The organism is Mangrovibacillus sp. Mu-81 (assembly GCF_036867415.1).
Classification (GTDB): Bacteria; Bacillota; Bacilli; order Bacillales; family Bacillaceae_B; genus Rossellomorea.
This window is the reverse complement of record NZ_JBAJHU010000023.1, coordinates 1-13,336: the sequence shown is the minus strand read 5'-3', so window position 1 is coordinate 13,336 and position 13,336 is coordinate 1. Positions and strand designations below refer to the sequence as shown.

Genomic DNA, 13,336 nt, shown 5'->3' with positions numbered 1-13,336 from the left:
AAAAACTCCCCTTATTTAAACAATCGGAGGTTACTCACAATGAAGGATGAAAAAGTGTCTGCTTCATTTATCTGCCTCTAAAAATCAGCACCCAGGCATTCGTAGCACACCAATGGTAAAACAATTAGCATGTGAATTTTCATGCTGACAAAAACTTATCACACCATGTGATAAGGGGTTCGAAATTCAGGGCAGGTTTACCGTATATTTTTTAACCCGTATGTATATCAACAAAAAAAAGCAGTCTAATTCAGTTGCGAATAGGACTGCTAATTGGTGAGCTAATTTAGTTTTTGTATTCGAAACCCGAATCCGTTACGGCTGCATGGACCAGTTTTTTCATTGATGACGGTATACTGAATCTATCGGCGAGGATAATAAGGAATATCGGAAAATAAATAGTCCAAAGCGGTTTTCTGGCTATCCAAAAGAGGTATGTTACCATTAGTAAGGTACATATTTATGAGAGGTGACACATGAAACAGGCTACACGAGTATTTTGGTATGCATTATTTATTTCATTAATCGTTGTTATTTGGGGGTCTGCTGCCCCGAAGAATCTGGAAACCATTACAGCTTCAATCACACAGGGGATCTTAAATAAATTCGGATGGTTTTACTTATTGATTGTGATTGCCATTCTTCTTTTCTGTATTTACCTGATGTTTTCCCGATACGGAAAAATTAAACTTGGCAAAGAAGGAGAGGAGCCGGAGTTCAGTAATTCCTCCTGGTTTGCCATGCTCTTCAGTGCGGGTATGGGAATGGGGCTTGTGTTCTGGACGACAGCCGAACCGATCTCACATGCGTTCAAAAGCAGCCCGGCAGCGGAACTTGGGACGGATGCAGCCGTGAAAGATGCGTTGAAGTATTCCTTTTTCCACTGGGGAATCCACGCTTGGGCAGTATACGGTATTGTTGCACTGGTTCTGGCTTACTTTAAATTCAACCGCGGTGCTAAAGGATTGATCAGTGCCACGCTTATCCCGATATTTGGAGAGAAGCGAATGAAGGGAGCATTTGGTCAGTGGATTGATGTACTGGCCGTATTTGCGACTGTGGTCGGTGTAGCGGCCACTCTTGGGTTTGGATCGGCTCAAATAACAGGCGGACTTTCCTTCTTATTTGGAATCCCGAACAATTTTACTGTCCAGCTCATTGTATTGGCCGTATCCACGATTTTATTCATATGGTCTGCTTGGTCAGGCATTGGGAAAGGAATAAAATACTTAAGCAATATCAATATGGGTCTTGCCGCACTCCTGCTGGTGCTCTTATTTTTCGTCGGCCCGACCATGCTGATTCTAAATATGTTTACCCATACTCTGGGTAATTACGGTGCGGATTTCTTTAAGATGAGTCTGCGGATTGCCCCGATGGATTCGGAAAGCCGGACTTGGATCAATGGCTGGACGATCTTCTATTGGGCATGGTGGATTTCCTGGGCGCCTTTTGTCGGCATCTTTATTGCGAGGATATCGAAAGGCAGGACCATCAAAGAGTTTTTATTCGGTGTCCTTCTGCTTCCGTCACTCGTATGTTTTATTTTCTTCGCCGTTTTCGGGGTATCTGCATTAAGACTTGAGAATTTGGGGATCGCGGAAATCTCAAAGTTTAGTCTTGAAACTTCGACCTTCGGGACACTGGCAGAGTATCCGTTGGGGACATTGATGTCAATCATGACGATCTTTGTCATCGCCATTTTCTTTATCACATCGGCGGATTCGGCAACATTTGTGCTGGGAATGCTCAGTACAGACGGCCGCTTGAATCCCGGTAACCAGGTTAAAATGGCATGGGGTCTGATCCAGTCAATGATGGCAGCTGCCGTTGTCTACTTCGGCGGCACCCAGGGACTGCAGAACATGCTCATTATCGCAGCCCTGCCCTTTGCTCTGGTCATCATCCTGATGGGAGTGTCCTTCTTTAAAGACATTCGATCGGAAACACGCTCTAAATCAAATCATCAAAAACACAGCGTACTGAAAAAAGGAAGCTGAATATCCCATCAGGATTGAATCACGTTGAGTTCATCAAAAAAGTAAACAATCTATAATAGAAGAGGCCGCCACTGCAGCGGTCTTTTCTATTTTGCATAAGGGAGTAATTCCTCTGTTCTGGACCACTTTAATTTATCATTTCCAGCCAAAGCTTTCCTTTTATAAAAACATGCAATGGTGTTATAGTAGGAAAATATTATTTTCTTTATATATAGAAAGGATTTTTAATTCATGAGCTATAAAATGATTGTTCTTGATTTAGATGATACATTACTCCGGGATGACCAGACGATTTCGGAGCGTACGAAGAAGGCGCTGTCCGAAGCGCAGGAAGCAGGCGTGAAAGTGGTTCTTGCTTCAGGCAGACCGACTTACGGGATGCGCCGGGTGGCGAAAGAACTGAAGCTTGATCATTATGGAAGCTATATCCTTTCCTACAACGGTTCAAAGATCATCGATTGCAGTACAGATGAAGAATCATACAGCCGAACACTGTCCCCTGAAACGGCTCACAGATTGTATGAACTGAGCAAGCGCGAAGGAGTGGGCATCCTGACGTATTCGGAAGATGCCATTATCGTGGAGGAGCCAAACGAATTCGCAGATATCGAAAGCAGATTAACGGGACTGCCGGTTGAAGTGGTGCCAAGCTTCAAGGACGCAATTGACGGACCCGTCGTAAAAGCATTAATGCTCAAGGAAGCAGTAAGACTTGTGGAAGTGGAGAAAAAGCTTCAGGCAGAACTCGATGGTGAGCTTTGTGTCATGCGCTCAAAGCCTTACTTCCTGGAATTCACACAGCTTGGGGTGACAAAAGGGGCCAGTCTGGATTATCTGATTAAACCTCTTGGGATTAAAAAAGAAGAAGTCATCGCAATCGGCGACAGCTACAATGATCTTGCGATGATTGAATATGCGGGTCTGGGAGTCGCGATGGGCAACGCCCCCCAAGATATCAAAGATAAGGCCGATCATGTGACATCATCCAATATGGAAGACGGAGTGGCGGAAGTGGTAGAAACCTTTGTATTGAACAAATTGTCTCATGCGTAAGGTTTTTAAAGGTGATTGAAGTGATTATTGGCTTCAATCATTTTTGATTCCAGTAATAAACTTTACATTTGGTTAATATTACAAACGCGATTCAGGTTTATAAGCAGTAAAGATGGGGGGAAAAGATAAAGGATAAAAAAAAGGAGAACCCCACTTACATTATTTTAACAGTTCAAGTAGATTCAGCCACAAATCAGCCATATTTCATGCTTCAGAATAACGTAAACAGACCTTGATATCATTGGATTTATCCATTGAAGATAGCCTGTTTGTCGAATGGCGGTGAAATATTTTTGTTACGAATCACACTAAATTGTTATACAGGTGAAATTAATTTCTGCTATAATACTCCTTGTTGACTCACACGAGATTTACAAAAACTACAAATTAACTTTACAAATTTTATTATAAAAAGGTGATGAAGTATGAACTTCTTTAAGAACCGTTTCAATGACATGCGCAGTGAGATGCGTGCTGGGAAGTTGACTTTCTTCTTTACAGTTGTCATTCTATTTTGGTTAAAAACGTATGCTGTCTATCTGTCGGAATTCAATCTTGGCATTCAAAATTTCATGCAGCAATTTTTATTATTTCTTAACCCGCTGAGTTCGGCATTGTTTTTCTTTGCCATTGCACTATTCTGGAAAGGCAGAGGCAGGTACATTGCATTTATCGTCATTAATCTGCTGATGTCTTTCGTTCTATATGCAAATGTCGTGTACTACCGATTCTTTAATGATTTTATTACAGTGCCGGTCATCTTGCAGGCGAAAACGAATAACGGGTTGGGCGGAAGTGCGATAGAGCTGCTGAGCCCTGTCGATATTCTTTATTTCTTGGATCTTTTCATCATTATCGGACTAATGATCTTAAAGAAAGTGAAGCCTCAGGAAAAGCTGCGTTTCCGTGCCGTGTTTGCAGTCATGACTTCTGCAGTCCTTGTGTTCTTGTTGAACCTTGGTCTTGCGAACATCGACCGTCCGGAATTATTGACACGAAGCTTCGATCGTAACTACCTGGTGAAATATTTAGGTACGACGAACTTTACAATTTACGATATTGTTCAAAACTCAAAGACTCATGCCAAACGGGCAATGGCTGATGGTAATGAGGTATCAGAGGTAGAGAACTTTGTAAAAGCAAATAAAGTTGCGCCTAATCCGGATGCCTTTGGTAAGGCCGAAGGAAAGAACGTTATCTATATTTCAATGGAATCTCTTCAATCATTCATGATCGGAAGAGAATTGAATGGGAAGGAAGTTACTCCATTCCTGAACTCTTTGGTTGAAAACAAAGATGCAATGTACTTTGATAACTTCTTCCATCAGACAGGTCAAGGTAAGACATCTGACTCAGAGTTCATCATTGAAAACTCATTATATCCTCTTCCACAGGGGGCAGTTTTCATGACTCATGCAAATAACACGTATCAGTCGGCTCCTGCTATGTTAAAGGATGAAGGATACACTTCAGCGGTGTTCCACGGTAATTACAAAACGTTTTGGAACCGTTCAGAAATGTACCGCTCAATGGGATACGACAAATTCTTTGATGCAACGCATTATGATATGAGCAATCCGGAAGAACAGCTTCCATACGGATTGAAAGACAAACCGTTCTTTGAAGAATCAATTCCGATGCTGGAAAGTCTGAAACAGCCTTTCTATACGAAATTCATAACGTTATCCAACCATTTTCCATTCGATCGTCATGAGGAAGACACTGACTTCCCGACAGCTGAAACAAACGATGGTGTAGTGAATCGTTATTTCCAAACATCACACTACATGGATCAGCAGCTAGAATCGTTCGTGAATGATTTGAAGGAAAAGGGTCTTTATGACAATACCATGATTGTCCTTTATGGGGACCACTACGGTATTTCGGATAACCATAACAATGCAATGTCTGAAATCCTTGGCAAAGAAGTCGGTGCTTACGAAAGTGCCCAGTTGCAGCGTGTACCGCTGTTCATCCTGAACTCTGGCGCAGAAGGTGGAGTCAACCATACGTACGGCGGACAGATCGACCTGCGCCCTACTGTTATGCACCTTCTTGGTCAGGAGACGAAAGATTATTTAACCTTTGGTCAAGACCTTCTTTCTGAAGAGCGCAAGCAAATCGTACCTTTCCGTAACGGTGATGTGATTTCTGATAAATATTCAAACATCAAAGGTGTTTGCTATAATAACGAAACAGGAAAACCGGTTGAACAAGGGAATGAAGAAGCAAGCAAAGCTTGTGAAGAGATAAGCAAAGATGCACAAAAACGTCTTGAACTTTCAGATAAAGTAATTTATGAGGATCTGCTTCGCTTCTATGAACCTGAAGGATTTGAACCGATTGATCGTAAGGATTATCATTATGTGAACCCTAATCCTAAGAGTGAAGAAAATACTGAAGCAAAGCATGAAGAAAACCACGAATAAGATGGTATGATAAAAAGCCAGTTCCGGGATTGTAACCGGAGCTGGCTTTTTTTGTGTGTAGCCGGTCGCTCATTACTCAGCGGAAATGGATCAGGACACCCGAATTTATTGAAAAGGTTCAATGTGGTCAATCTGATTCATATGCAGATTGACCACTTCTTTTGTATCATCAGTGTAGAAAAGTACATGATCGTCATTTACTTGAAGCAGCCTCCCTGAAAAGGAACACGGACCTTGTTTGATTTTCAGATAATGAACACTTAGCAACTGATTTTCCTCAATCCAGCCTAACATCTTTCCGAGCCATTCATTCATTTCATCTCTCTCCCTCTGGCTGCCATCATACTCATCTCTTTATGGAAAATGAATTGAATTGCCTTGGTGCAGTAAAATACTAACTAAGTATAATCCTTCTTGTACTTTTTATCGGTATGATGACATTGGTTGTTTAGTTGGGATTTAAATACAGAAATAAGGCTTCCCAAAAAGATGGCTTGAGTGGTTTTGATTGTTTATTGAATGATTATGATAGATATTGATAGAAAATGATTGATTTCTGAAAACGTTCTCATTATAATGGAGTTAATAAGGAAGTAGCAGGAGGAATTTATGTTAACCGAAGAACGGCACCGGATTATTTTAGACTTGCTCAAAGCGAAGGGAACCATCAAGATCCAGGAGATTACAGAACTTACCGAGGCTTCTGAATCAACAATCCGACGTGATCTGACACAGCTGGAAGAGGAGAAGTTTTTAAAGCGGGTCCACGGGGGGGCATCTATTCTTCAAGGGAAGTTAAAGGAGTTGACTGTTTCTGAGAAAACATCCAAAAACCTTCACGGGAAAACGGCGATTGCACGTTATGCAGCTAGTTTGATTGAAGAAGGAGATTGTATTTTTCTTGATGCAGGGACGACAACGCTCGGCATGATCGACTTCCTTCCGGAAATAGATATTGTGGTCGTGACAAATGGGTTGACTCATGTCGATGCTCTGCTGCAAAAAGGTATCCAGACCTATATTACCGGAGGCAGCGTAAAGCCGACAACGAAGGCGATGATTGGCAGCGGAGCGGTAGAGGCTATCCAAAAATATCGATTTGACAAAGCGTTTCTCGGGACGAATGGCGTCCATCCCCAGTATGGGTACACGACACCGGATCCCGAGGAAGCTCAAGTGAAGAGGACCGCGATTGAACTATCCAGGGAAGCGATCGTGTTGGCGGACGATTCCAAATTCGGTGAAATCGCATTCAGCAAGATTGCGGATTTAGAGAAAGCGGTTGTCATCACGAACGGAAGTGAAGACGTTCCCGATTCAGCATATGTGAAACAAACTACTGTAAAGGTTGTGACAGCATGATTTACACACTAACCCTGAACCCATCAGTCGATTATATAATGGAGCTCGATCAATTTACAAAAGGCGGGCTGAACCGTTCCAGGAAAGAAAATGCACTGCCTGGAGGCAAAGGGATCAACGTTTCTCGGGTCCTCCATGTCCTTGGTGTGGAAAGTACGGCTCTTGGGTTTGCCGGTGGATTCACGGGTGAATACATCAAACAATTTCTAAGAAAAGAAAATATAGTGACCGATTTCGTGGAAGTAGAAGAGATGTCACGCATCAATGTAAAAGTGAAGTCGGATGATGAAACTGAGATTAACGGAAATGGACCATCGATCTATAAACAACAGCAGGATCAGCTTATGAATAAGATCTCAAACTTGTCAGAAGGTGATATTCTCGTACTTGCTGGAAGCATTCCGGCTTCAGTACCAAAGTCTTTCTATCAAGAAGCGGCTGAAATTTGCAGGAAACAGGGAGCGCGCATCGTGATCGATGCTGAAAGGGATCTGATACAACCGGTGCTGGCACTTAAGCCTTATTTGATAAAACCAAATCATCATGAACTCGGGGAAATGTTTGATGTGGTGATCGATTCTGTTGAAGAGGCCATTCATTATGGAAAGAAACTGAAAGAACAAGGGGTAGAAAATGTGATTGTATCGATGGCGGAAAAGGGGGCCCTTCTCCTGACAGGGGAGGAAGTCTATTACGCAGCAGTTCCCAAAGGGGATTTGAAAAGCTCAGTGGGGGCAGGTGATTCGACGGTCGCAGGGTTCCTTTCGGGTTTGTCGAATGGATTAAGCCTGGTAGATTCTTTCCGATTGGGAACAGCTGCTGGTTCAGCGACGGCTTTTTCCATCGGCTTGTGTGAAGCAGAAATTGTGAATGATTTATATAAACGAATTGAAATCAGAAAAAGATAAAAGGGAGGAAGCGCAATGCGTATAACAGAGTTGTTAAGAAAAGAGACAATCGCATTGGATTTACAGGCAGAATCAAAATCTGCCGTCATCGACGAGCTGGTTTCAGTCCTGGATAAGAGCGGGAACTTACAGGACGCCTCTCAATTCAAAAAAGCGATTCTTAACCGTGAATCACAAAGCACAACCGGAATCGGAGAAGGGATTGCCATTCCCCATGCGAAAACAACAGCCGTCAAATCACCGGCGATTGCGTTCGGAAAATCGAAAGCAGGAATAGACTATGAATCCCTTGACGGGGCTCCGGCACATTTATTCTTCATGATTGCCGCAACTGACGGGGCGAATCAAACTCATTTGGAGGCGCTCAGCCGCCTTTCGTCCATTCTGATGAACGCTGATGTCCGTAAAGAGTTGTTGAACGCAGCGACAAAAGAAGAAGTGTTAGAGATTATCAATTTGCATGATAAAGAGGAAGAAGAGGAACCCGTTTCGGAAGAGACTTCAACTGGTGGAGGTAAGGTGTTAGCCGTAACAGCTTGTCCTACAGGAATCGCCCACACCTATATGGCAGCAGATGCGCTTAAAGCAAAAGCGAAAGAGCTGAGGATTGATCTTAAAGTGGAAACGAACGGCTCTGGCGGGGCGAAGAACGTGTTGACTTCTGCTGATATTGAGAATGCTGCAGCAATCATCGTTGCAGCAGATACGAAAGTGGAGATGAACCGTTTTAAAGGGAAGCCGGTCATTGAGGTCCCTGTTGCAGAAGCCATCAGAAAGCCTCAGGAACTGTTAGATAAAGCGGCGAAAAAAGATGCCCCGTTATACAGCGGCGGGAAATCGGAGTCAGAGACGGAAGATGAAGGTACGGAGAAGAAACAGCGTACAGGATTTTATAAGCATCTGATGAACGGTGTATCCAATATGCTTCCTTTTGTTGTCGGTGGAGGAATTCTGATTGCGATTTCCTTCCTGTTCGGAATCCAGTCAGCTAACCCGGATCACGCAGAGTACAATGAATTTGCCGCGATGTTAAACAAAATCGGCGGTGCAAACGCGTTCTACTTGATGGTGCCGGTACTTGCAGGATTCATCGCGATGAGCATTGCGGACCGTCCCGGTTTTGCCCCGGGGATGGTCGGCGGATTGATTGCGGCGACAGGTCAAAGCGGATTTCTCGGCGGAATCATTGCCGGTTTCCTTGCCGGTTATGTCGTACTTGGCATTAAACGCCTGACGAATAACTTCCCGGCAGCCCTTGAAGGCATCAAACCGGTACTGATCTATCCTTTATTGGGGATCTTCATTACAGGTTTCATTATGCTTCAATTCCTTGTAGAGCCGCTAAGCGCAGTAAACAGCGGAGTCCAGAACTGGCTGGACGGATTGGGGACAGGAAACCTCGTATTACTCGGTTTGATCCTGGGCGGAATGATGGCAGTCGATATGGGAGGCCCCATAAACAAGGCTGCCTTTACATTCGGCATTGCCATGATTGAAGGCGGAAATCTTGCGCCGCATGCTGCGATCATGGCGGGGGGGATGGTTCCGCCGCTTGGATTGGCCCTGGCGACGACCTTCTTTAAAAAGAAATTCAAGGATAATGAAAGAAAAGCCGGAATTGCCGCATACTTTATGGGTGCTTCCTTCATTACCGAAGGTGCCATCCCGTTCGCAGCCGCGGATCCATTTCGGGTCATCCCTTCCATCGTGACGGGCTCGGCAGTTGCCGGAGCACTTACCATGGCATTCGGGATCGGGCTGCCGGCTCCGCATGGAGGACTGTTTGTATTCCCTGTTGTAGAAGGGAATCCATTCTTCTATCTTCTGGCTGTCCTGATCGGTTCTGTCATTACGGCTTTGATGGTCGGACTCTTGAAGAAGCCGGTTCAATAGTTTACTGTTTCCAGGTGACGCTGCTCAGCGTGGCCTGGTTTTTATTTTCGTCAGTGGATTTGAAAGGGCGGCACGGAAGTTTTCGGAACAAGTGCCTCTTCTTCCTCGATAGTGGTTTTAAATTATTCAATATAGGTTAAAAGTAAAGATAATAGAAGATAGTGAAAAGAGGAAAACGTCAATGGACTTTTTTGAAATCATAGACCTGGAATTGCCTGATGAATTTGAGCTTTCCCTGTACAGGATCATGTTAATCGTCATCTTAAGCGGCCTGATCGGTATCGAAAGAGAATCGAAAAATCACCCGGCAGGACTGCGGACACACATACTGGTAGGAGTCGGATCCTGTTTATTGATGCTCGTATCGTTGTACGGATTCGAGCCTTTCCTGGAAGAACATCCTGAACTGGTCGGCTTTGATCCGAGCCGCATTCCATCCTATGTCATTTCGGGGATCGGCTTTCTCGGAGCAGGAACGATCATGGTCCATGGGGGAGTGACGGTGAGGGGGCTGACAACCGCTGCAAGTATCTGGGTTGTAGCAGGATTGGGCCTTGTAGTCGGAATCGGAATGTATTGGGAAGCCATTTTCACTACATTCATCATCGTGATCACACTGTTCTTCCTAAATAAGTTTGAATCCTTTTATAAAATGAAAGTAAGACATAAACAACTCCTTCTCTTGAGTCTGGTCGTGAAAAAGGGAGAGGGGCATATCAGTGCCATCAATAATGCCATCACCGGTCATGGCATTGAAATCACTCAATATCAAATCGAAGATGATGATGACCTGAAAGGCTTGGAACGCTTCAAGTATTCCCTGCTGCTCCTTACACCTGATACAGTCGACTTTAATGGTGTATTGGAAGTGGTGAAAGAACTGCCTTCTATAGACAAGGTACAGCTTCATAAAAAATAACCCCCGCCGTTCATTCGAGGGGTTATTTTTTTCTATAGACTTTCGATTTCAACATCCTTGATCCCTTTGATTTCAGAAATTGTGTAATAAATATCCGTGGTCTTTTTCCTGAAGTCGACAATGATCTTCAATTCAAGGAGGTGCTGATTGTTCTTCAGGTCCTTGATCCGGATGTTTTCGATTGCGATGTCTTCTTTTTTGATTTTCTCTATGATTGTTTTGATTTCATGTTTTTCCTTGATGGTTGCCCTCAGGAATAATTCCTTTTCCCTCAACCGTTTCGGACCGATGAAGGTGATGATGGTCGGAACGACTTCAACCGATACGATAATAAGGATGACGCCCGCTGTCGCTTCCAAGTAAAAGCCTGCCCCGACCGCGATCCCGATTCCTGCTGCCCCCCAGATCATTGCTGCTGTTGTCAGCCCTGAAATGCTGTCATTTCCCCGTCTCAAAATGACACCTGCCCCCAAAAATCCGATCCCTGAAACAATTTGAGCGGCCAGGCGCAGTGGATCCATCGTGATATTCACTTTTTCAGATCCTTCCGCTATATACGCGGACTCAATCGATACCACTGTCAGCAGGCAGCTCACGATACAGATGACAAGCGACGTTTTAAGGCCGACAGGTTTCCGTTTCAATTCCCTTTCCAAACCGATAATCAATCCAAGAACTGCAGAAGTGCCGAGTTTCATATATAATGCTGTGTCTATGAAATCCATCTGACCCCCTCCATATCTATTTGAACGGATAGAAAATAATAATAATTGCATATAGTATTCTTTCTCACAATTTAATAAAATGAGAACAATTGAACGTATGAAATACATCATTTAGAAAAAACACGGGGGTGTTTCCATGGCCGAATCAAAAGTCAATCCTTATCTGCTCCTTGCTATAGGAGTGATATCCGTGTCGACATCTGCCATTTTAGTCAAAGTATCCAGTGCACCATCCGGAGTCCTCGCCTTTTACCGGCTCTTATTTACTGTCCTTTTAATGACCCCGGTATTTGTCTTAAAATATGTGAAGGAACTCCAAGTTATTACAAAGAGGGACTGGGCGTTTTCTATCATCGCCGGCATCTTTCTCGCTTTTCACTTTATCCTTTGGTTCGAGTCGCTCAACTACACCTCTGTTGCCAGCTCGACCGTGCTTGTCACTCTTCAGCCGCTCTTTGCGTTTATAGGTGCTTATTTATTCTTTCAGGAAAAACTGACGGGCAAGGCAGTCATCTCGGCGTTGTTAGCGGTGACGGGAAGCTTCATCATCAGCTGGGGTGATTTCAGAATAAGCGGAACGGCACTATGGGGTGACATCTTGGCCCTGCTTGCCTGCTCGTTGGTGACCGGGTATCTCTTATTTGGGCAGACCATCCGTAAACGGTTGTCCTTGATCACTTATACATTTATGGTCTATGCAATAAGTGCGGCTGTACTATTGATCTATGTGCTCATCAGGGGAGAAAGTCTCGGACCATATCCGAAAGAAGACTGGATCTACTTTCTGCTGCTGGCCATCGTCCCGACACTTCTTGGACATACATTATTTAACTGGTCACTTAAGTGGTTAAGTACCTCGACCATTTCGATGGCGATTCTGTTCGAACCGATAGGTGCCTCTATTCTAGCCTACTGGCTCTTGGCTGAAAAAATACTTCTTACACAAATCATCGGAGGCATGGTCATCATTCTGGGTGTAACACTTTTCCTGATGGAAGAAAGAAAGGTAAAGAAAATGGTTCAACACGTGAATGAGGTGAAAAGGAATGAAGAAGTACCATATTAGAAAAGCAAAACCATCTGACGCGGACGGAATCTCAAACGTTCACATAAACAGCTGGAAAACGACATACAAAGGCATCGTTTCAGACGGATACCTGGAATCATTAACAGTAGAAGACAGGAGAGTCAAGTGGGAAGCCATCCTCACCGGCTCTCACCAAACTTATGTGTGCGAACTGTATAACGGGGATATTGCTGGTTTCGTTTCGATCGGCAAAGAACGGGATGAACAATTTGAAGGTGAACTGTATGCAATCTATCTGTTGAAAGAATATCAGAGACATGGAATTGGGAGTGCTTTATTTAAGTTTGCGATGTCTGCATTAAAGTCCAAAGGCCATTCCAACATGCTTGTATGGGTGCTTAAAGAGAATCCTTCGAAATACTTTTATTACTCCTTCAAACCCGTTGTCGTTAAACAACAAAAGATTTCGATTGGTGGAGACGACTATGACGAAGAAGGATTATTGTTCAATCTGTAGAACTACATGAAAAAAGACGCAGCCAAATGATGTCTGCGTCTTCCATTTGCAATTCGATTCAACGTGATGGTGTTAAATGAAAACATATGTAAATCCTGAAAAGACAAACGCCATGACAACTGAAAGAATAAATGTAAAACCTCTGACAGGTTTAGTGCTTTCACTGATTTTCAGTCCTAAGACATACGAGTATGCGAAAAGATAAATAGCCATAAAGTAAGAGAGGTATTGAGCTGCGAGTATAAGCGTCATTTAATGAAACTCCTTTCAGGCAAGTCTATTTTCATATATATGAAACATATCCAATAGGAAGAACAAGAAATAAATGGACAAGCATTAATTTTTTTGTAAAAAATATATTGCAATAACATTAAGGGCGTGATATATTAATAAACGTCGCTGATGCAGCAAACAAGTTTTCATGAAAAAGAAATCAAAAAAGTTGTTGACGCGAAGTTATGATACATGTTATATTAATAAAGTCGCTTCAAACGGAGCGTATC

The 13,336-nt window shown here is 43.4% G+C and carries 12 protein-coding genes; 9 read left to right on the top strand and 3 right to left on the bottom strand.

Annotated features, from left to right (window positions below; genetic code table 11):
* Positions 1–476 precede the first annotated feature (476 nt).
* The 3 genes from V6B33_RS21935 (at position 477) to V6B33_RS21925 (ending at position 5,482) form a co-directional block, all read left to right on the top strand.
* Positions 477–2,000 (top strand): BCCT family transporter, encoded by a 1,524-nt coding sequence (locus V6B33_RS21935; protein WP_334219777.1) that lies wholly within the window; start codon positions 477–479, stop codon positions 1,998–2,000.
* A gap of 231 nt (positions 2,001–2,231) precedes the next feature.
* Complete coding sequence (locus V6B33_RS21930) at positions 2,232–3,053, top strand: Cof-type HAD-IIB family hydrolase (RefSeq protein ID WP_334219776.1); 822 nt, start codon at positions 2,232–2,234, stop codon at positions 3,051–3,053.
* A 455-nt stretch (positions 3,054–3,508) separates the two neighbouring features.
* Positions 3,509–5,482, top strand: coding sequence for an LTA synthase family protein (locus V6B33_RS21925; RefSeq protein ID WP_334219778.1), 1,974 nt, complete (start codon positions 3,509–3,511; stop codon positions 5,480–5,482).
* 105 nt (positions 5,483–5,587) lie between these two features.
* Here the strand turns inward: V6B33_RS21925 and V6B33_RS21920 are convergent, their stop codons facing one another.
* Positions 5,588–5,797 (bottom strand): hypothetical protein, encoded by a 210-nt coding sequence (locus V6B33_RS21920; RefSeq protein WP_334219775.1) that lies wholly within the window; start codon positions 5,795–5,797, stop codon positions 5,588–5,590.
* A 294-nt stretch (positions 5,798–6,091) separates the two neighbouring features.
* Here V6B33_RS21920 and V6B33_RS21915 point away from each other — a divergent pair, with 294 nt between their 5' ends.
* The 4 genes from V6B33_RS21915 to V6B33_RS21900 all read left to right on the top strand — a co-directional run bounded on the left by V6B33_RS21915 (position 6,092) and on the right by V6B33_RS21900 (position 10,564).
* Positions 6,092–6,844: a DeoR/GlpR family DNA-binding transcription regulator gene (locus V6B33_RS21915; protein WP_334219774.1), complete on the top strand. Its 753-nt coding sequence runs from the start codon at positions 6,092–6,094 to the stop codon at positions 6,842–6,844.
* On the top strand, positions 6,841–7,752 hold the full coding sequence (gene pfkB, locus V6B33_RS21910; protein WP_334219773.1) for a 1-phosphofructokinase: 912 nt from the start codon (positions 6,841–6,843) through the stop codon (positions 7,750–7,752). The genes V6B33_RS21915 and pfkB overlap by 4 nt, the downstream gene beginning before the upstream one ends.
* A gap of 15 nt (positions 7,753–7,767) precedes the next feature.
* Positions 7,768–9,645, top strand: a complete 1,878-nt coding sequence (locus tag V6B33_RS21905; RefSeq protein ID WP_334219772.1) for a PTS fructose transporter subunit IIABC — start codon at positions 7,768–7,770, stop codon at positions 9,643–9,645.
* A gap of 247 nt (positions 9,646–9,892) precedes the next feature.
* Entirely contained in the window at positions 9,893–10,564 is a 672-nt protein-coding gene (locus tag V6B33_RS21900) for an MgtC/SapB family protein (protein ID WP_442915579.1), read from the top strand.
* Positions 10,565–10,596: 32 nt separating this feature from the next.
* Here the strand turns inward: V6B33_RS21900 and V6B33_RS21895 are convergent, their stop codons facing one another.
* Complete coding sequence (locus V6B33_RS21895; protein WP_334219770.1) at positions 10,597–11,289, bottom strand: MgtC/SapB family protein; 693 nt, start codon at positions 11,287–11,289, stop codon at positions 10,597–10,599.
* A 136-nt stretch (positions 11,290–11,425) separates the two neighbouring features.
* Between V6B33_RS21895 and V6B33_RS21890 the strand changes: the two genes are divergently transcribed.
* Both V6B33_RS21890 and V6B33_RS21885 read left to right on the top strand, forming a co-directional pair.
* The gene (locus V6B33_RS21890; RefSeq protein WP_334219769.1) at positions 11,426–12,355 is read left to right on the top strand and encodes a DMT family transporter; all 930 of its coding nucleotides are present in this window, start codon (positions 11,426–11,428) and stop codon (positions 12,353–12,355) included.
* A complete protein-coding gene (locus V6B33_RS21885; protein ID WP_334219768.1) occupies positions 12,336–12,833 on the top strand; it encodes a GNAT family N-acetyltransferase in 498 nt (165 codons plus the stop codon). Before V6B33_RS21890 ends, V6B33_RS21885 begins: the two co-directional genes overlap by 20 nt.
* A gap of 72 nt (positions 12,834–12,905) precedes the next feature.
* On the opposite strand, the gene V6B33_RS21880 is transcribed toward V6B33_RS21885, so the two are convergent.
* A complete protein-coding gene (locus V6B33_RS21880; RefSeq protein ID WP_334219767.1) occupies positions 12,906–13,085 on the bottom strand; it encodes a hypothetical protein in 180 nt (59 codons plus the stop codon).
* Positions 13,086–13,336: the final 251 nt, after the last annotated feature.

Excerpts from the sequence above, each read along its gene's own strand:
- V6B33_RS21935 (WP_334219777.1), top strand. The coding sequence starts at position 477 with ATGAAACAGGCTACACGAGTATTTTGGTATGCATTATTTATTTCATTA.
- V6B33_RS21930 (WP_334219776.1), top strand. The coding sequence starts at position 2,232 with ATGAGCTATAAAATGATTGTTCTTGATTTAGATGATACATTACTCCGG.
- V6B33_RS21925 (WP_334219778.1), top strand. The coding sequence starts at position 3,509 with ATGCGCAGTGAGATGCGTGCTGGGAAGTTGACTTTCTTCTTTACAGTT.
- V6B33_RS21920 (WP_334219775.1), bottom strand. The coding sequence starts at position 5,797 with ATGAATGAATGGCTCGGAAAGATGTTAGGCTGGATTGAGGAAAATCAG.
- V6B33_RS21915 (WP_334219774.1), top strand. The coding sequence starts at position 6,092 with ATGTTAACCGAAGAACGGCACCGGATTATTTTAGACTTGCTCAAAGCG.
- pfkB (WP_334219773.1), top strand. The coding sequence starts at position 6,841 with ATGATTTACACACTAACCCTGAACCCATCAGTCGATTATATAATGGAG.
- V6B33_RS21905 (WP_334219772.1), top strand. The coding sequence starts at position 7,768 with ATGCGTATAACAGAGTTGTTAAGAAAAGAGACAATCGCATTGGATTTA.
- V6B33_RS21900 (WP_442915579.1), top strand. The coding sequence starts at position 9,893 with ATGTTAATCGTCATCTTAAGCGGCCTGATCGGTATCGAAAGAGAATCG.
- V6B33_RS21895 (WP_334219770.1), bottom strand. The coding sequence starts at position 11,289 with ATGGATTTCATAGACACAGCATTATATATGAAACTCGGCACTTCTGCA.
- V6B33_RS21890 (WP_334219769.1), top strand. The coding sequence starts at position 11,426 with ATGGCCGAATCAAAAGTCAATCCTTATCTGCTCCTTGCTATAGGAGTG.
- V6B33_RS21885 (WP_334219768.1), top strand. The coding sequence starts at position 12,336 with ATGAAGAAGTACCATATTAGAAAAGCAAAACCATCTGACGCGGACGGA.
- V6B33_RS21880 (WP_334219767.1), bottom strand. The coding sequence starts at position 13,085 with ATGACGCTTATACTCGCAGCTCAATACCTCTCTTACTTTATGGCTATT.